Source organism: Arsukibacterium tuosuense (assembly GCF_900215315.1).
Taxonomy (GTDB): domain Bacteria; phylum Pseudomonadota; class Gammaproteobacteria; order Enterobacterales; family Alteromonadaceae; genus Alishewanella; species Alishewanella tuosuense.
In genome coordinates this window covers 151,585-170,001 of sequence record NZ_OBEB01000009.1, presented here as the reverse complement: position 1 = coordinate 170,001, position 18,417 = coordinate 151,585, and the positions used below count along the sequence as shown (strand labels likewise).

Annotated in this window: 17 protein-coding genes and 2 rRNA genes; 9 read left to right on the top strand and 10 right to left on the bottom strand. The window is 52.8% G+C overall.

The window, feature by feature from the left end; genetic code table 11:
- A 23S ribosomal RNA gene (locus CRO03_RS17160) occupies positions 1 to 142 on the top strand; the annotation flags it as partial.
- A 177-nt stretch (positions 143 to 319) separates the two neighbouring features.
- Positions 320 to 434, top strand: a 5S ribosomal RNA gene (rrf, locus tag CRO03_RS17155).
- 445 nt (positions 435 to 879) lie between these two features.
- Here rrf and CRO03_RS17150 read toward each other — a convergent pair.
- From CRO03_RS17150 to lptM, 10 genes are all read right to left on the bottom strand, one after another.
- Positions 880 to 1,644 (bottom strand): hypothetical protein, encoded by a 765-nt coding sequence (locus CRO03_RS17150; protein ID WP_141397765.1) that lies wholly within the window; start codon positions 1,642 to 1,644, stop codon positions 880 to 882.
- Positions 1,645 to 1,763: 119 nt separating this feature from the next.
- Complete coding sequence (locus tag CRO03_RS17145) at positions 1,764 to 3,830, bottom strand: tRNA(Met) cytidine acetyltransferase TmcA domain-containing protein (protein ID WP_097112889.1); 2,067 nt, start codon at positions 3,828 to 3,830, stop codon at positions 1,764 to 1,766.
- On the bottom strand, positions 3,831 to 6,002 hold the full coding sequence (gene uvrD, locus CRO03_RS17140) for a DNA helicase II (protein WP_097112888.1): 2,172 nt from the start codon (positions 6,000 to 6,002) through the stop codon (positions 3,831 to 3,833). It abuts the gene before it with no gap.
- A 93-nt stretch (positions 6,003 to 6,095) separates the two neighbouring features.
- Positions 6,096 to 6,806: an HAD-IA family hydrolase gene (locus tag CRO03_RS17135; RefSeq protein ID WP_097112887.1), complete on the bottom strand. Its 711-nt coding sequence runs from the start codon at positions 6,804 to 6,806 to the stop codon at positions 6,096 to 6,098.
- Positions 6,793 to 8,865 (bottom strand): M14 family zinc carboxypeptidase, encoded by a 2,073-nt coding sequence (locus CRO03_RS17130; protein WP_097112886.1) that lies wholly within the window; start codon positions 8,863 to 8,865, stop codon positions 6,793 to 6,795. The genes CRO03_RS17135 and CRO03_RS17130 overlap by 14 nt, the downstream gene beginning before the upstream one ends.
- Positions 8,865 to 9,812 carry a tyrosine recombinase XerC gene (locus tag CRO03_RS17125; RefSeq protein WP_097112885.1) on the bottom strand — a complete coding sequence of 316 codons (948 nt, stop codon included), beginning with the start codon at positions 9,810 to 9,812 and terminating at the stop codon, positions 8,865 to 8,867. The genes CRO03_RS17130 and CRO03_RS17125 overlap by 1 nt, the downstream gene beginning before the upstream one ends.
- Entirely contained in the window at positions 9,799 to 10,455 is a 657-nt protein-coding gene (locus CRO03_RS17120; protein WP_097112884.1) for a DUF484 family protein, read from the bottom strand. The genes CRO03_RS17125 and CRO03_RS17120 overlap by 14 nt, the downstream gene beginning before the upstream one ends.
- Positions 10,452 to 11,282, bottom strand: a complete 831-nt coding sequence (gene dapF / locus CRO03_RS17115; RefSeq protein ID WP_097112883.1) for a diaminopimelate epimerase — start codon at positions 11,280 to 11,282, stop codon at positions 10,452 to 10,454. The genes CRO03_RS17120 and dapF overlap by 4 nt, the downstream gene beginning before the upstream one ends.
- 10 nt (positions 11,283 to 11,292) lie before the next feature.
- A complete protein-coding gene (gene lysA / locus CRO03_RS17110; protein WP_097112882.1) occupies positions 11,293 to 12,552 on the bottom strand; it encodes a diaminopimelate decarboxylase in 1,260 nt (419 codons plus the stop codon).
- A complete protein-coding gene (gene lptM / locus CRO03_RS17105; protein ID WP_097112881.1) occupies positions 12,539 to 12,751 on the bottom strand; it encodes an LPS translocon maturation chaperone LptM in 213 nt (70 codons plus the stop codon). The genes lysA and lptM overlap by 14 nt, the downstream gene beginning before the upstream one ends.
- 72 nt (positions 12,752 to 12,823) lie before the next feature.
- Between lptM and cyaY the strand changes: the two genes are divergently transcribed.
- Genes cyaY through CRO03_RS17070 form a run of 7 tightly spaced genes read left to right on the top strand, consistent with a single transcriptional unit; the run spans position 12,824 to position 18,237 of the window.
- Positions 12,824 to 13,159 carry an iron donor protein CyaY gene (gene cyaY / locus CRO03_RS17100; RefSeq protein ID WP_097112880.1) on the top strand — a complete coding sequence of 112 codons (336 nt, stop codon included), beginning with the start codon at positions 12,824 to 12,826 and terminating at the stop codon, positions 13,157 to 13,159.
- Positions 13,159 to 13,839: an alpha/beta hydrolase gene (locus CRO03_RS17095; protein ID WP_097112879.1), complete on the top strand. Its 681-nt coding sequence runs from the start codon at positions 13,159 to 13,161 to the stop codon at positions 13,837 to 13,839. Before cyaY ends, CRO03_RS17095 begins: the two co-directional genes overlap by 1 nt.
- A gap of 1 nt (position 13,840) precedes the next feature.
- The gene (gene hemC, locus CRO03_RS17090) at positions 13,841 to 14,773 is read left to right on the top strand and encodes a hydroxymethylbilane synthase (RefSeq protein WP_097112878.1); all 933 of its coding nucleotides are present in this window, start codon (positions 13,841 to 13,843) and stop codon (positions 14,771 to 14,773) included.
- Positions 14,770 to 15,522, top strand: a complete 753-nt coding sequence (locus CRO03_RS17085) for a uroporphyrinogen-III synthase (protein ID WP_097112877.1) — start codon at positions 14,770 to 14,772, stop codon at positions 15,520 to 15,522. Before hemC ends, CRO03_RS17085 begins: the two co-directional genes overlap by 4 nt.
- A complete protein-coding gene (locus CRO03_RS17080) occupies positions 15,519 to 16,649 on the top strand; it encodes a uroporphyrinogen-III C-methyltransferase (RefSeq protein WP_097112876.1) in 1,131 nt (376 codons plus the stop codon). Before CRO03_RS17085 ends, CRO03_RS17080 begins: the two co-directional genes overlap by 4 nt.
- Entirely contained in the window at positions 16,646 to 17,725 is a 1,080-nt protein-coding gene (locus CRO03_RS17075) for a heme biosynthesis HemY N-terminal domain-containing protein (protein ID WP_097112875.1), read from the top strand. Before CRO03_RS17080 ends, CRO03_RS17075 begins: the two co-directional genes overlap by 4 nt.
- The gene (locus tag CRO03_RS17070; RefSeq protein WP_097112874.1) at positions 17,725 to 18,237 is read left to right on the top strand and encodes a DNA-deoxyinosine glycosylase; all 513 of its coding nucleotides are present in this window, start codon (positions 17,725 to 17,727) and stop codon (positions 18,235 to 18,237) included. The genes CRO03_RS17075 and CRO03_RS17070 overlap by 1 nt, the downstream gene beginning before the upstream one ends.
- Positions 18,238 to 18,417: the final 180 nt, after the last annotated feature.

Here is an 18,417-nt window from a genome sequence, read left to right as displayed (position 1 = left end):
GAAGCCGGCCACAAGATGAGTCATCCCTTAGACTTCGAGTCTACTAAAGGGTCGTTGGAGACCACAACGTTGATAGGTGAGGTGTGGAAGCGTGGCGACACGTTAAGCTAACTCATACTAATTGCCCGAGAGGCTTAACCATACAACGCCCAAGATGTTTTACGCACTCTAATAAAGAGTAGCGAGAAGAAAGTATAGTTGTGAGAAACTAACATCAGCCTGCTAAGTAATGGTAATGGTTTTTATAAATTCCTATCCTGGAATTTACCCTAACGGGCCGCACTGAAGTGCGTTAAAAACTGTTCCCGACAGTTTTTTGCCTGGTGGCAATAGCGCTGTGGACCCACCTGATCCCATTCCGAACTCAGAAGTGAAACGCAGCTGCGACGATGGTAGTGTGGCATTCGCCATGCGAGAGTAGTACACCGCCAGGCTCCCAATTCAAGCAAAAGGCCTACCCTAACGGGTGGGCCTTTTTGCATTGAAGCGCCTGCGGCGCACTACACTCCCACGCCGGCCACAGCACTTTGCTTGTGGCATTGCGAAACACTTCCCTGTGTTTCGCCCTTCGGGCCTGCCTGCGGCAGTCCAAAACTGCTCCCGGCAGTTTTGTCGCCATGCTATTTTCTAGCTCCGAACTTGTTAATAAGTTTATATCGCTACGCTACCTTTGAGGTCGCTAAATAAATATCGTGCAGTCCACAAAGCGGCAGGAAAGCCGTTTTGCACTACCACGCTGCCGTAGGTGAGCGACAAGGATGTTTCGAGTGAAAACGCTCCTGACGAATTTGTCGCCATGCTACTACTGCGCGTTGAATAACCTCCCCCTTTGTAAAAAGGGGATTGAGGGGGATTCGGGGATTTGGAGATGGAGGAGTTTTATCTACGCTGCAGGTTGCCCTGGTTATCAAAATGCCATTCCGGTTTACCTAACAGGTTCAGGTAAACTCTTGCCTCTGCTTCATCGAATACTTTGAGAAACTGATTATGCTGGTCCAGTAATAGCAGCCAGCTTTTGGGGCCTTTGCCATACTGTTGCTCGGTCAGATAACTTTGCATGCCCATATATCTGGAGGGAATGTTGCGCCAGCCCTGGTCAACTCTGTAAATATAACGGCCTTTATATTCGGGATGTAAAAAGTTACTTTGTTCCAGCGTACTAAGACTATTGCGGTCGATAATGCTGACTATTGCCACGGCTTTACTTCGCGCTAATAGCTCTGTTGCACTTTTGATTGCCAATTGCTGCTGTTGCTTACGATGGCTTGCCGCATCCTGCTTACTTACCTTAACCGGTGTGGCAATTTCCAGGGCAAACAGTTCAAGTTCATACCGGTCTAACACTTTCTGATAAGCAGCATGATCATTGCAATCAGTCAGCGAAATATCATCAGGCGCGCGTTGGCGTAACTTCGGGTTAGTGGCGACACTGCTGACGAATTGGTTTATCTCAAGTTGTAACTGTTGCTGTAGCAAGTTGTGAAAGCGAGTGTTATCTGGCTTTTTAACCATATACTGTTCTGGGTCGAGCTGAAGACAATTCTGGTAAAATTGCTCCAGAGCATTGCTGTAAGCATAACTATTTACCGCATACTGCAAAGTACGCAATTCACTCTGGCTGTAGCCGGCTGTGCTTATGGCCAAGCTTAATAGAAGAGGCGCTATCATTGTCATAGAGGTTGTGGTCAGTAAGATTCAAATAAAAACGCCGCACAGTAGCACTTTTCCAGTGTTTTAAACAGCATTTCTGCCGGCAGTTTCGTTCAGCAGCGGCTAATTTGCTGCTGGATCACTTTAATACAGGCGGCTTTCCCCGCCAGCTGAAAACGCTGGCTTATTGTCTGCCAGCTTTGTTTTTGCCATAACCGGGCCGCTATAACTGAAGCAGCAAAAGGCTCAAGCTGAAGATAGTGAAAATTAAACCAGTTCAGTAGCTGGTGAGCGACAAGCTGATAAGGTCGTTTCCCCTCTGCGAATAATTGCAGCTGTTCGATATCTGCTGCAGTTAGCGTTACTGTTGGTGGCCGGACCAATTTACGGATTACATCGAAACTCAGATTGGCCGGATATTCTTGCAGGCAATGGTACAGTTCATTAGCTAATTGCTGATTAAGCTGCTGCACTAATTCCTTACTGCCATTAATTGGCTTAAGCATTAGTACTGACGGCTCACTACTGGCATTGTCGGCAAAGTGGCTAAGCCGCACCGGAATATATCCAGCCGCTTGCCAGAATGCCAGTAGCGCCGGACTGACACCGAAACTTGTGCCTAACCAGTCAATATTTTGTTGTTGAAGCAAGTTATTGAGCTCAGTCAGTAAATGACTGCCCAGGCCTTGCCGTTGCAAAGGCTGGGCAACAGCAACCCGCATTACCCTTACCAGGCGCTGGCTTGCCAGTTGTGGCTCTGCCAGGTGAAATGCCAAACTTTGCGCCAGTAAATGGCCTTGTACCCGGCGCTTACCCTGATAAATTTGCTGGCAGAGTTCAGGCGCCAGCTCGCCTTCATAACTTAATAATGCACAAGCTAGTAGCTGATCCTGCTGATACAAGGCAATAACACTAAGCTGCGGGTTATCCAGCAGTGCGACGAGATCTTTCACCTGAGTCTGATAATGCGCCAGACTAAGTAAGTGAAATACAGCACTAAGTTGCTCCGGTGCAGCCAGCCAGTCCTTGTGCTGATGCTGGCGCAGCTGCATGGGTTGGCCGGGCTGGTATACTGGCTCAATTTCAGGTTGCTGCAGTAAGAAGCTATTAAAGATTAGCTGCTCTAAAGGGTCATGCTGCTGATAGCGCACCGGCTGTTTAATTTGCAGCCGCTTCCAGCCACTTTGGGTTTGTTCCAAATAGCGTTGAAAGCGCAGCTGAAAACCGCGACCTGTACCCTCATAACCATGTTCCGTAGTAGCAAAGACAATCCGGCTGTAGCGATCAGCCAGTTGCTTTAGTACCGTTGTTGGCAGGGCAGCGGCTTCATCAATTAATAATAAATCCAGCTCTGGTTGTTCCAGCAGTAGCTGGTCAACTGCGATAAAGCGCAGGCCCGGGGTATCTGACAATTGCTGTTGATAATGATTAATAGCGGTGGCCGCTGCATTAGGGCTGGCTGCGGTGATGATCAGATGTTTTTTACCCTGTTGCACTAACAATGCCGCTGCTAAGCCTAACGCAGCAGATTTACCACGACCGCGATCAGCCACCAGAACCAGCGGCCGTTTCCGATGGCCTGATACCACTTTTAAAATGGCTGCTACCGCTTGCTGTTGCTCAGCGCTGGCATAAGGGGGTGCTACAGTTGCAGGCGACTGATATTCCGGCAGGGTGAGTGTTCGGTTAATAGTGAGCTGATTATTGTTCAAGGTAAGCTTTAGCAGCTTACTCTCCGCTAGCCGGCTTAACCAGAAGCGAATAAACTGGCCCTGATGCTGTTGAGGATCCAGCGGATAGGGTAACAATGCACTATGCGCCGGGTTTGGCTGCTGGCACCAATGTTCATCGGATGGCGCCAGCAGCAGCCACACGCCGCCGGCCTTTAAACACCCGGCACTGGCAGCGACTAAATCGGCATTAAAACCAGAGAAGGCATTAACCACCAGCATATCGCATTCGCTACCCAGTAGCTGGTAGTTGTTGCCGGGTTTGAGCTGAGTGCTGGCGGCAGGCGCTTGTTCACCCAGCCAGTACAAGCTTTGTGGCTTAACGGTGGCAATCAGCTGCTGGCACTGGAGCAGCAGCTCAGCTTGCTGGCCTTGCAACAGCACCGGTAAACGGATCTGGCGCGCGGCGGCTTCTGCCAGCAGCGGTTGCAGGCAGGCTGTTAGCGGCATTTAGCCAGCGGCCTGCAGCCTGGCGTAGGCTGTCATCAGCCATTTGCTGCCAAGCTGGTCAAAGTTAACCTGAATGCGTGATTGCGGCCCTACGCCCTCGTAATTCAGCACGGTGCCTTCGCCAAATTTGTCATGCAGCACTCGCTGGCCTAGCTTAAAGCCGGTATTTTCGAAAGCGACATGGCTTGCAGCACTGCCGAAACGGCCAGCCTGAGAGGGGCGGCTCACCTGCGTAGTTAAACGAATTTCTTCCAGGTATTCTGCCGGGATCTCCCGAATAAAACGCGAAGCTTTATGATATTGCTCCTGGCCATATAAGCGGCGGCTTTCAGCATGGCATAAATACAGTTTCTGCATGGCGCGGGTCATGCCGACGTAACACAGCCGGCGTTCTTCCTCCAACCGGGTCGGGTCGTCGCCGCTTTGCTGGCTGGGAAACATGCCCTCCTCCAGGCCACAAATAAAGACCAGCGGAAACTCCAGGCCTTTAGCGCTGTGCAGGGTCATCAGCTGCACTGCATCAGAATGCTCTTCGGCCTGATAATCACCAGCCTCCAGTGCGGCCTGCGATAAAAATGCTGCCAGTGGCGTCATATCTTCAACGGTGCTGCTATTAAAGTTCTGACAGGCTGTGACCAGCTCGTTTAAGTTTTCAATCCGGGTCTGGGCTTTCTCGCCCTTTTCTGCCTGATACATCGCATATAAGCCCGACTGTTTAATTATATGCTCAGCTTGTTCAAACAACGGTAAATCGGTCAGCTCCTGCTCCAGAGTGTCAATTAACTGCATAAACTGCTCAATGGCATTGGCAGCACGGCCACTCAGTTGTTTTTGCTGTAACATCTGCTGCAGCGCCTGCCACAGTGTCTGTTGCTCGCTGCGGGCGTGTACACGCACCTTATTCATGGTGGTATCGCCAATACCGCGGGCCGGCGTATTAATAATCCGCTCCATTGCCGCATCATCCTGGCGATTACTGATCAGTCTTAAGTAAGCCAGGGCGTCTTTAATCTCCTGCCGCTCATAAAAGCGCAAGCCGCCATAAATGCGATAGTGCAGGCCTTCCTGAATAAGTGCTTCTTCCAATACACGTGACTGGGCATTGTTACGATACAAAATGGCACTTTCGGTCAGGCTGCCGCCCTGGTTATGCCAGCTGCGAATACGCGATACGATAAAGCGCGCTTCATCCAGCTCGTTGAAAGCGGTATACAGCGAAATGGTTTCGCCGTCGCTGCCGTCAGTCCATAAATCCTTACCCAGCCGGCCACTGTTATTGGCAATCACGGCATTGGCTGCTTTTAGAATAGTGGCAGTAGAGCGGTAGTTTTGCTCCAGCCGAATGGTCTCAGCGCCATCAAAATCACGCAGAAACTGCTGAATATTTTCAACCCGGGCACCGCGCCAGCCGTAAATTGACTGATCGTCATCACCAACAATCATCACCTTGGCCGCAGTGCCGGCCAGTAACCTCAGCCAGTTATATTGAATAGCATTGGTATCCTGAAACTCGTCTACCAGAATATGGCGGAACCGTTGCTGGTAATGGCCACGTACATCGGCATGGTTTTTTAACAACTCAAAGCTGCGTAGCAGAATTTCAGCGAAATCGACTAAACCCGCCCGGTCACACATTTCCTGATAGGCAGCATAAATTTTTACCATCTGCTGCAGGCTGAAATCGCCGCCGGCGTCAATCATGCCCGGGCGCTGACCGTCGTCTTTGCGGCCATTAATAAACCACTGAATTTGCTTAGCCGGCCAGTGTTTTTCATCCAGATTCAGCGCCTTAAGTACCCGCTTGACCAAACGGTACTGATCATCAGAATCAATGATCTGAAAGCCTTGTGGCAAGCCGGCCTGCTGATAATGGGCCCGCAGCATCCGGTGCGATAAACCATGAAAGGTACCCATCCACAGGTTATTTAAGCTGACGCCAATAGTGCTTTCTATCCGGCTGCGCATTTCCTGTGCCGCTTTATTGGTAAAAGTCACCGCCAGTAAGCTATAGGGCGCGACGGTTTCCACCTGCATTAACCAGGCTAAACGATGCACCAGAACCCGGGTTTTACCACTGCCAGCACCAGCTAAAATCAGCATATGCTGCGCCGGTGCTGCCACCGCGTCACGTTGTTTATCGTTTAAGCCATCCAGCAGGTTGGATACATCCATCAGCACATCTCAGTAAACCATTTGCGGCCATTATAACAGCCCTGCCGTAAGCGCCAAGTAAAGCAACAGAATTTAGTGGATAAATAACCAGTATCAGCTGGTTGGCAGCAGTAAAGCGTTTAACTGCTGCACGTCCGTTAGCCGGATATGTGGCAAAGTACTTACCTGTTGCTGATGATGATCCAGCCAGGCGGCCTGGCAGCCAGCTGCTAAGGCACCCATTACATCGGCGCGGTGGCTATCGCCTATATGCAGAATTTGCGCAGGATTAAGCTGCAGCCGCTCTGCCGCCAGCTGAAACATATCCGGGTAAGGTTTCATTTTGCCGTCGGGCCCGGCTTGCAGGCTGAACTCAAACAACCCGCCTATGCCCATCTTCTGAATACAGGCATTGCCATTGGTTATGGCAATTAACCGGTACTGTTTGGCCAGTTTGGTTAACAGGCCGGTGATCTCAGGGGTAACACTAATCCGGGTGCGGGCGTCGAGAAAAGCATCATACCCCTGCTGCGCTACTTTTTTAGCTTCTGCTTGCGCTATGCCAAGCTCAAGCAGCCCAGCCTCAATACCTAACAGACGCCAGCGGCCAATATCGTGGCGAATTTCCGGCGTTACTTTTGCCAGTTTCAAACGGTGTTGCCACCAGAAGTCACTGTCGGTCTGGTTACTCTGTGGTGCATGCTCTGCCAGCGCACTCAGCATAGCCTGTTCTGCGGCAGCAATAACCGGTGAGTTGTCGTATAAAGTGTCATCTAAATCAAATGACAATGCTTGCAATGGCGCCAGGGCTTTATAAATTTGCATTGGTTTTCTCAAAAAAACGACGGACAAACAGCAGCAATAGCAAGCCGCTATAAACGTACACACTGCTGCTGCCACCACTGCCTTCTGCCGCGGCAGGCGGTGGTGGCGGAGTGGGTGGGGCACTGACGGTAACGGTTTTTCTGGTGCTGGCGCTTAACTCATCGCTGTCGGTAATGGTTAGCGTCACCTGATAACTGGCCGCACTGGCAAACTGATGGTTTACTGTGGCACCGCTGAAGCTGCTGCCATCAGACAGCTGCCACTGGTAAGCGGTTATGGCTGAATCTGCGCTGCTGGCACTGGCGTCAAAGGTGCAGCTAAGTGCAGTACACTGGCCGCTGAAATCAGCGACCGGGCTGCGTAAATCACCAACAGTAACAAAAACTGCGCTGACAGCGCCGACGTTGCCATCGCTGTCTTCAGCCTGCACATACAATAGCTGCCTGCCCGCTGGCCAGTCACTGCTCAGCAGCTGAGCCCGCATATTGGCCACTGTGCCATTATCATTGCTATTAAAGATGTCAGCGGTGCCGAGTTCGACGCTGCTATTGTGCCAGGGCGGTGCATCCTGGTAAATCCTGGCGGCGACAACGGTTTGAGCCGGCTCACGGCCATTGCTTTGACTAAAGCGCTGGTCGTCGGCGGTAAGGCTTAGGGTTACCTCGTCCCCGGCCTGAATATAAGCATGGCTGGCACCGTTAACGTTAACAGAGCTAATGTCGGGCCCGGCGGGCAGCTGGTAGGGCGCCTTGCTGATTTTAGCGGCATAATTCAGCAGCGGTAAGTTGGCCGGTAACAGTGAGTTGCTAAAAAACGGACAGCCCTGAAAAAAACCGGTACCCAGTTCCAGGGTAATGGCCGCCACACCGAGTTCACCGTAACTGACACTGTCACTGGTACCGTCGGTCGGGTATAAACCGATGCTCTGACTGGGGTAGTAATTATTAAACCAGGCCAGTTTGCGGCCCAGCGTTTGCAGCTGGCTGGCATTCGGTGCCGGGGCAGTAGTATGGCCCCAGGGCCAGAGCACCAGCTCGCCGGCACTATGCAAGTCGAGATGCAAACCCGCGGTGTCGGCTGGCGCCGGATCCTGAAAACTGCTGCCACGGCGATCGCTATATAATTGGCGAATGTAGTTCTCGACAGCCTGGGTTTCTGGCTCAGAGCCTGCCTGCGGGCCGCGGTAGACGGTAGAGCAGGCATCGGAGCTGGAACCATTGCTGCTGATATTCCAGCTGTAGCTGAAGTTGCGGTTTAAATCGACCCCGGGTTCATCCTGCGGACAATGGTTAAGGTTGGCATTTTTGCGCCACAACTGCCCTTGTTCGGCATATTTGCGGCCATCGGGGTTCATCTGAAACAGTAAATGAATCTCGGTAAAATTCAGCAACCAATGGGCATCGGCTTGCTGCTGATAATTCTGCAGCAATTGCCGGGCAAATTGCAGGTTCAGCTCAGCAGTAACATATTCGCGGGCATGCATGGCGCTTTGCACAAATAAGATGGGCCTTTCATCGGCCGGGTTGGCGACCGGTTCGCGCCGGCCCAGTCGCAATACCATCAGCGGGTAACCGCCTTCGCCCTGCAGCTGCTGCCAGGAGCTGCCAATACTGGACCACTGGGCAATTTCGGGGTAATCGGCAGCCAGTTGTGCTGCCTGCTGATAGGTGCCCTCTACTGTGTGGTAACAAGGGTAGCCGGCTATGGTGTCAGCAGCGGTATCAAAAGTTGTCTCGCTGGCTGCAGCGGTTTGGCGTGCGGCATCCAGATTAGGGTAGGCATTAGCGGGCAGTGGCTGCCAGCTGATACCAAAGTCTGCGAGTGCTGTCAGTTCAGCGGCGGGTAGCCGCACATCTAAGGTTAACGCCGTGCGGTCGGTTGCCAGAATATAAGGGTGCAGGCTAATGCTGGCCTGAGCATATTGCGCCATATCGGTGGCCTGCAGCCGCACCTGCTGATAAGTCGTTGCTGATGCTGTTGGTGTTGTCAGTTCAGCTGCATCGGCACCGCTTAGCGGCAACACTAACATAAGCAACATGAAACGTACTGGCATTGGCATTAGGTTTTTTTCCGGGCCCTCGGGTGGGCATTGTCGTACACCGCAGCTAGATGCTGAAAATCGAGGTGGGTGTAAACCTGGGTAGTACTAAGATTAGCATGGCCCAGTAAGTCCTGCACCGCGCGCAAGTCACCGCTGGATTGCAGCACGTGGCTGGCAAAAGAGTGGCGCAGCATATGCGGATGCAGCTGCTGGCCCAGGCCCTGCACTTTAGCCCAGTGTTCAACCCGTTGCCGTACCTGGCGCGCCGAAATCCGCTGCTGTTGTTTACTTAAAAACAGCGCGTTTTGATCCGCCTCCGGGGTGGCGTCGCCCAATAACAGATGGCGCTGACTGAGCCAGTGCTGCAGCGCTTTTAATGCCACTGAGCCTATTGGTATTTGCCGCTCTTTACTGCCCTTGCCGCGCACCCGGATTAACTGTTCGCGCCAGTCGATATCATTGATATTGCAGCCCACCAGCTCTGCCAGGCGCAAGCCGGACGAGTAAAATAACTCCAGCATGGCTTTATCCCGGCACGCCAATACATCGCTTTTGCTATCGAAGCTGAGTAAATGCTGCAGGGCATCAATATCAAGATTTTTTGGCAGTTTGGCCTTGGGTTTGGGTACTGTCAGGTATTGGGCCGGGTTGTCGCTCACCTGCTGCTGTTGCTGCAGGTAACGGTACAGGCCGCGCAATGAGGCAACCGTTAACGCCAGGCTGCGGGCACTAAGGCCGCGGCGCCGGCCATTAGCCAGATAGGTTTGCAGCGTGGTTTCTGTTTGCTGGTGCCAGCTGAATTCGGCTGGCTCTGTACCTGCCGTCTGGGCACTCTGGTTGGAGGCAAACAGGCTAAGCTGCTGGCGGTAAGTTTGTAAGGTGCGGCTGGCATAGCCACGCTCAAAGCACAGATAGCTAAGATATTGTTCTAAATCACGTTGCCAGCGCGGCTCAGCTGTCGTCATGGCCGGGCAATACCAGCAATAGCAGTTTGGCCAGGTGGCGGATAAACAGCCGGTCCATGGCCGGCTGAAAGTGATCATCCTGCTCGCTGCCAAAGGCCAGCAATGCCAAACCGGGGCCGCTGCCAATTTGCAGTAAGGCAACTGAATGAATGGACTCGCCAAATAACGGCTGCTGTTCTTCCTTGTTTAACCGGCCCAGATACACATTGTCGCTGCTTAAGCGGCGAGATAATAACAACTGGTACTGGCTGATGGCACTGCTGTCAGGTTGCAGACATACCAGCCGGCAGGCATGCACCTGCGGCATACTTTTAGCAAACTGCTGCAGCGCCTGCTCGGCATCGGCCAGCGACGGGTGTTGCAGCAAACTTAAGTGCAGGGTGTTCAGCGCATGAAAAATATGTTCGTTCTGGCGGGCAACAGACATTAAGCGGGTAATATCATCTTCCAGCGCGGCAATTTTAGTCCGTTGCATTTCCAGCTGGCGTTCGACCAGCGACACGCTACCGCGTTGTTGATGTGGCAGGCGCATATGTTGTAACAGCTGCGGATACTGCTGAAAAAACTCCGGGTGGTCCTGCAAATAATCCAGTACCACGCTGGCGGCGATTGCCTCTTTATTCTGAGCCAGGGTGTCGTTCATAACGAAAGTTGTCCATCAAATACGTGTTCAGCCGGGCCGGTCATTTTCACAACCTGGCCCGGTCCATTCCAGCGAATATGTAAGGTACCACCGGGCAAATCTACCTGCACCTGTGGCCCGAGTTTTTTCTGCAGCTGGCCTATCACTGCGGCGGCGCAGGCGCCGGTACCACAGGCCAGGGTTTCACCGGCGCCGCGCTCCCATACCCGCAGTTTAATATGCTGTGGCGACAGCACCTGCATAAAACCAATGTTGGCTTTTTGCGGAAAACGTTCATGCACTTCCAGCAGCGGGCCCAGCTCTGCCACATTGGCGCTGGCAATATCTTCAACTTCCAGCACGGCGTGTGGGTTGCCCATCGAGGCTACGCCACAAAGCACGGTATGCTCGTCGGCGCGCATAATGTAGGTAGCTTCCTGCTTCTGTGCTTTAAAAGGTACCAGTGCCGGGTCCAGCTGCGGGATGCCCATATTAACTGTTACCTGGCCGTCCTGTTCTACATACAGAGTAATTTTGCCCGACTTGGTACTAACCTGAATTTTATTTTTATTGGTCAGGCCGCGGTGCCGAACAAATTTGGCAAAACAACGGGCGCCATTGCCGCATTGTTCTACCTCACTGCCATCGGCGTTAAAAATCCGGTAGTGAAAATCCAGTTCCGGGTCATAAGGCGGCTCAACCATCAGCAACTGGTCGAAACCAATGCCGAAATTACGGTCCGCCAGCTGGCGAATTTGCTCTTTGGTCAGAAACAGATTCTGGCTGACGCTGTCGACCATTACGAAATCGTTGCCCAGGCCATGCATTTTTGAAAAGTTAATTATCATCAAAGCCTTATCACTGTTCGCTTAGCAGCTGTTCACCGCGCCATAAATCCTGCCACTGTTCGCGTGCCCGGATTAAGTGGCAGCGGTCGCCCGCTACCATCACTTCGGCTACCCGCGGCCGGCTGTTGTAATTAGAACTCATGGTAAAGCCATAAGCCCCGGCCGAACGCACGGCCAGTAAATCGTCCTGAGCAATAGCCAGCATCCGGTCTTTGCCAAGGAAATCGCCGGTTTCACACACCGGGCCTACTACATCATACAGCTGGGCAGTTGCGCTGCTTTGCTGGCTTACCGGCACAATATTCTGCCAGGCACTGTACAGCGCCGGTCGGATTAAGTCGTTCATCGCGGCATCGACAATGGCGAAGTTCTTTTCCTGACCTGGCTTCAGAAACTCCACCTTGGTCAGCAAAATACCGGCATTGGCCATAATGGCCCGGCCAGGCTCCATAATCAGTTCCAGCTCCGGATACTGTTGCAGTCGCTCAACCACCTTGCTGATATAAGCATAAGGTTCGGGCGGTGTTTCTTTATCATACGTCACCCCCAGGCCACCACCGATATCAATATGGCTAAGCTGAATGCCATCTTGTTTCAGCGCGTCAATTAATTGCAGCAGCTTTTCCAGTGCTTCTAAAAACGGCTGGGTTTCGGTGAGCTGCGAGCCAATATGGCAATCTACCCCTACCAGCTGCAGGTGGCTCATCTGGCTTGCGGCACGATAAATGTCTGGTGCCTTTAAAATATCAACACCAAACTTATTGGCTTTTAAGCCGGTAGAAATATAAGGATGGGTTTTGGCGTCAATATCGGGGTTCACCCTAAGAGATACCGGCGCCATGATATTCAGGCTGCTGGCCACCTGTTGCAGGCGTTCCAGTTCTGCCTCTGACTCGACGTTGAAACATTTAATACCCAGCTGCAGCGCAAAACGCATATCGTCGGCGGTTTTAGCCACCCCGGAAAACACCACTTTTGCCGGATCGCCACCAGCGGCTATAACCCGGCGCAGTTCACCACCTGAGACAATATCAAAACCACTGCCCAGCTTACTCAGTACATTTAACACTGCCAGATTACTGTTGGCTTTTACCGCGTAGCATACCAGGCTGTGTGGATGCGCGGCCGCCGCACTGGCAAAGGCCTGATAATGGCGCTCAATGGTTGCCTTAGAATACACATAGCAAGGGGTGCCGAATTCAGCCGCCAGTTTATGCAAGTCCACCTGTTCGGCGTGCAAAGTATTGTGCTGATAATTAAAGTGGTCCACGGCTTGGCTCCTCACTGGCGCTTGGTTGTTCTTCATTGACACCGGGCTGTGCCGGCTTTTCTTCGGCCGGCTCTGCCACTTCTGGTGTTGCTTGTGGTAAGGTAAGAGGCCCTTTTTGACCACAGGCGGCTAGCATAATGCTGCCCAGCAATAAGCAGGCAGGCAAAAGAAACTGGGATGAAATGCGCTTCGTTTGCATGGTTTCTATTTCTTTAACGGCTTGACGCTCTATAATCGCATCCTTAGCGATAAAAGCAAACAGGTGACGCAGATGAATGACTTAGAATATGACGAATTAACCGACAATACCCTGTTAGCGGTAGAAGAGGCGATTGAGCAACTTGAGCTTGATTTAGACTACGAATCGCATGGTGGCTTATTGTCGATAACCTTTCCTGATCAAAGCAAAATTATTATTAACAAACAACCGCCACTGCAACAGTTGTGGGTGGCCACTAAATTCAATGGCCATCATTTTGAATGGCGCAATCAGCAGTGGATTGATAACCGCAGCGGCAGCGAATTCTGGCAACTGCTGTCAGATGCGGCCTCAAAACAGGCTGGTAGCCCGGTGGAGTTGGCTCCGCAGCAAGCTGGAACAGAATAATGGCGTTACTCCCTTTTGTTGATGTAAAACCAAATGGCCCAATCAAGGCTGCAGTAATATGGTTACATGGCCTGGGTGATTCCGGCCATGGCTTTGCGCCAATAGTGCCGGAGTTGCGTTTACCTGCTGATGCCGGAATCCGGTTTTTGTTCCCACATGCACCCGAGCGGCCGGTGACAGTCAATGGCGGCATGCGGATGCGTGCCTGGTATGATATTAAAACCATGGATTTAGCGCACCGGGCCGACGAACCCGGTGTGCGTGAATCGGCCAGCGCAGTGCAGCAGTTGCTGGATAAACTGATTGCTGATGGTCTGAGTAGCGAGCAAATCGTGCTGGCAGGGTTCAGTCAGGGCGGAGTGATAGCGTTGCATCTACTTGCTCGCTTACCATATAAGCTGGCCGGGGTGATGGCGTTATCAACCTATATGTGCGCGCCGGAAAAACTGGCTGCAGAGGCAACATCTGCTAATAAGGCAACTCCGGTGTTTATCGGCCATGGTAGCCAGGACCCGGTAGTACCGATGGCTGCCGGCCAGCAGGCGTTTCATGCTTTAAAAAGCATCGGCTTTAATGTCAGCTGGCAGGATTACCGGATGCAACACAGCGTTTGCGCGCAGGAAGTGGCCGATATCAGCAGCTTTTTGCAACGCCGCTTAATGACCGTAAAGGAAAGCTAACATGAGCCAGATTGTACGTATTGCTACCCGCAAAAGCGCGCTGGCCTTGTGGCAGGCTGAATTTGTTAAAGCAGAGTTGCAGCGGCACCACCCGGCTTTGCAGGTAGAGCTGGTGCCGATGTCGACCCAGGGCGATAAAATTCTTGATACACCGCTGGCGAAAATTGGTGGCAAAGGCTTATTTGTGAAAGAGCTGGAAACCGCCATGCTCGATGGCCGGGCCGATATCGCTGTGCACAGTATTAAAGATGTCCCCGTAGCTTTTCCGGACGGCCTGGTGCTGCAAACCATTTGCCAGCGTGAAGATCCACGGGATGCCTTTGTGTCAAACCAGTTTCAGGATCTTTCGCAGTTGCCGCAGGGCGCCGTGGTCGGTACCTCCAGCCTGCGCCGGCAATGTCAGCTGAAAGCGTTGCGGCCAGATTTAACGGTGCGCGACTTGCGCGGCAACGTGAACACCCGGCTGGCTAAGCTCGACAACGGCGAGTTTGCCGCCATTATTCTGGCCTCGGCCGGCTTAATCAGGCTTGGTTTTGCCGCAAGGATTGCCAGTTACCTTGAGCCTGAGCAAAGCTTGCCGGCCAATGGCCAGGGCGCGGTGGGTATTGAGTGTCGCAGTGACGATAAAACCATTCAGCAATTGCTGGCGCCGCTCGAGCACCAACCAACCCGGCTATGTGTGCTGGCCGAGCGGGCGATGAACCGGCGTTTACAGGGCGGTTGTCAGGTGCCGATAGGTGCTTTTGCTACGCTTAGCGGGGATCAGCTGCAGTTACGGGGCCTGGTGGGGTCGCTTGATGGCAGCCAGATTATCCGCGCCGAGCAAACCGGCAATGCCGAGCATGCTGAGCAGATTGGTCTGGCCGTTGCCGAGCAGTTATTAGCTCAGGGCGCCGGTGCTATTTTGCAACAGGTTTATCAGGCAAACGCATGAGCATAGCCACGCCTTTTCTGATCACCCGGCCAGCCGGTAAGGCAGACAATTTGCTGGCCAGCCTGGATGAGCTGGGTGTGGCCTATAGTTATCAGCCGCTGATCACCACGCAGCAGGTGACATTGAAGGCGAAAGACATCAGCTTGCTGCAGCAGGCTGAACTGGTTATTTTTGTCAGTGTCAGTGCGGTTCATGCGCTGGAGCAGCAAATTAGCCCGCAGCAGTTGCCGGGGCATTTGTTTGCGGTCGGCAGCACTACCGCAGGGCTGTTACAACGCTGGACGAGCCGCGAAGTAATAGTACCGCAGGACCAGCGTAGCGAAGGCCTGCTGGCGTTACCACAGTTGCAACAGGTTAGTGGTAAGCAGGTGGTGGTGGTCCGCGGCAACAGTGGCCGTGAACTGATTAAGCAGCAATTAATTGCCCGTGGTGCTACCGTTAAGTATGTGCAAAGTTACAACCGGTTGCCACTGCCACTGGATGGTGCTCAGCTATGGCGGTTGTGGCAGCAACAGCAGGTACGTTGTATTGTAGCGACCAGTAACGAAATTTTGCAGCAGCTGTTTGCGTTAATGCCCGAGGCCGGTCTGGCCTGGCTACAGCAGCGGCACTGGCTGCTGGTAAGCCCGCGCATGCAGGAGCAGGCATTGGCGCTTGGTATAAGTCAGCAGCACATCAGCCTGGCAGAGAATGCCAATGATCAGGCGTTGCTGCAGCAAATTATTCAGCTTAACAAGGAAATATTATGAGTGAGCAGGCAGAGTTGACCCCGGCTGAAGAATCGGCAGCACCACTGGAGCAATTGAAACAGCAAATTGCTGAACAGGAACAACGCCCTGCCGGTGCTGGCCGCGCCATAGCTGTGCTGGCATTACTTTGCTCACTGTTGTTAGCGGCTGCGGCGGCTGCGGCAGCGTATTGGTTGTGGCCGCAATGGCAGCAAATGCAAAACCAGCAGCAACAATTGCAACAAGCCCAGCAGGACGTTAACCGGCAAAGTGCTGAGTTGCTAAGTAGCAGCCAGAGCCAGCTGCAGCAAAGTCTGAACAGCCAGCAACAGAGCCTGAGTGCCTTTGAGCAACAGTTATCCGCCGAGCAGCAGCGCCAGCAACAACAATTACAGCAGCAAATGCAGGCCGTGCGCGAGCTGGTACAGCAAAGCGATGGCGCGCCACCACGGCACTGGGCACTGGCCGAAATTCAGTTTCTGTTAAAACGGGCTGATGACAGCCTGTGGTTAAATCAGGATATCAATAGTGCGCGCCTGTTATTACAACGGGCGCAGCAGCAACTCTCAGAGCTGGATGATGCCTCGTTAATTAACGTGCGTCAGGCGATCGCCGCTGATCTAACCGCGCTGGCTGCGTTAAAAACCCCCGATCTGAGCGCAATACATATTGAACTGGCCCAGATGCGCAAAAGCAGTATGGGCTTAGCGCTGAAGCAGCAGCAATCAGAGCTCAGCGTTACCGTGGCAGAGCCGCAGGGCGAACTGAAAAACTGGCGCAGTACCTTAAAATATTACTGGGACAGCAGTTTGCAGCAGTTGTTTTCGGCCCGGGTGGCGATGCCGGAAGATTACTTCAGCCTGACTGAAGAGCAACAACTGATGGTACGGATTGCTCTGAACCAGCAGTTATTGCTGGCACAGCTGGCCGTATTATCGGCTGAGCCTACGGTGTATCGTAGCGCCTTGCAGCAAGCCAGTGATCAGCTGCAGCGTCATTTTCAGGCGACTGAGCCGGCTGTGCGGCAACTCAGTGAAAAACTACTGGCACTGGCCGCCATTGATATCAGCGAACAACAGCTGCCAGCATTGCAAAGTGGCCCGCAATTGCAGGATTATCTGCAAAGCATGGCGGAGACAGAATTATGATCAAGGCCATTCTGCTAATAGCAATACTGGCCCTGGCGATGTTATTAGGGCCGGTGTTAACTAATAACCCTGGCTATATCAAACTGGTACTGGCCGGCTACGTTATTGAAATGACGGCACTGGGTTTTGCAATTGTGCTGATAGCGGCGTTGCTGGTGCTGTATTTGCTGGTCAAAGTAGTGCGCCACTTGCTACGAATTCAACATTTTTCCCTGAATTTTTTCAATTCCCGCCGCGAGCGTAAAGCCAACCGGGCGTTTGCCAGTGGACTGCATGCCTATGCCAGGCGGCAGTGGCCGCAAGCAGCCAGTCAGTTGCAGCAGTCGCTGACGGGCGGTGATTTTCGCCATGAAAAACGTTTTCTGGCAGCGTATGCCGCGTTTTATGCCGGGGAATATGAACAAGCGAAAAGTCTGGTGGCAGAGTTAGCGGAGGACGACCCGAGTCGCCAGTATCTGGAAGCCGAGATGCTATTGCATCAGGGCCATGCCAGCCAGGCTGTGTTGATTCTGGAAGCATTATTGCAGCAACCGCCAGTGGACGCTGCGCTGGGCCAATTGTACCTGCGCGCTTTGCAGCAAGCTGGCCAATGGCAGCAGCTGTTAGTGGCGGCAGGTCGTGCGGCAACCGGGCATTGGTTTGATAAAATGAGCTGGCGGCAACAACGCTTTGCGCTCTATCCCCAGGCGATTCGTCATTTAAGCAGTGAAACCGGCTTTGATCAGCAACAGGATTACTGGCAGGCGTTACCCGCCAAAGAACGTAAATCAGCTGCTGCAGCGCTGGGCCTGGCCTGGGCTGAAGCTAATGCCGGCCAGGCAGATGCAGCAGAAAAGCGGCTGGTGGCCGCATTGTCGCTGGCTGATGTAGCGCCGGCCTGGCCACATTTGAGGCAGATCCCGCTCGGCCATTCAGTGTTAAGGCTACGGAAACAAATTCAGCACTGGCTACGTGATAACCCAAGTAATGGTTATTTGTATGCGGTGCTGGCGTATCTGGCTGAACAGGAAGGTGAGCAGCAACAGGCGCAGCAAGCCTGGCAAAAAGCCCGGCAGTACCAACCAGAGCTGCGCTAATGTTACCTTTGCTTAGTGGTCTGGCTGCGGTAGCGCAGCCAGATGCACGGTTGTTAATTCTGGGAAGTATGCCGGGTGCAAAGTCGCTGCAACAGCAACAATACTACGCCCACCCCCGTAATGCCTTCTGGCCAATAATGGCCAGCATTCTTAATTTTGATCCGACCTTAAGTTATCCCGGGCGGCTGCAGGCGTTAATGGCAAAGCAGGTAGCGCTGTGGGACGTGATTGGTTACTGCCAGCGGCAGGGTAGCCTGGATAGTGCGATAAGTGCGGAGCAGCCTAATGATTTTACCCGCTTTATGCAGCAGCATAATAAAATCACTGCTATCGCCTTTAACGGTGGCAAAGCCTGGCAAAGTTTCCGGCGACAGGTTATTGGTAAACAGCATTTACCTGACGGGTTGCAACTACTGCAACTGCCTTCCACCAGCCCGGCGCATGCCAGCCTGCGCTTTGCCGATAAGCTTCAGCATTGGCAAAAACTGGCGCCGTTGCTGCCTGGTAACTGACATTATCACTTTTCTGGTAAATTTTTCCTGCATCAGGTACCTGTCGGTTTTTTTTACAACTGCATCAGTTTTCTGCTTGACAGCATGCTTATTCAGGTCAATATTGAGTAGTAATTAAACAGTCATCAAATTATGGTACGAACCCTAACTTATGCAAAAACTGTTGTTATGCGGAGCCAG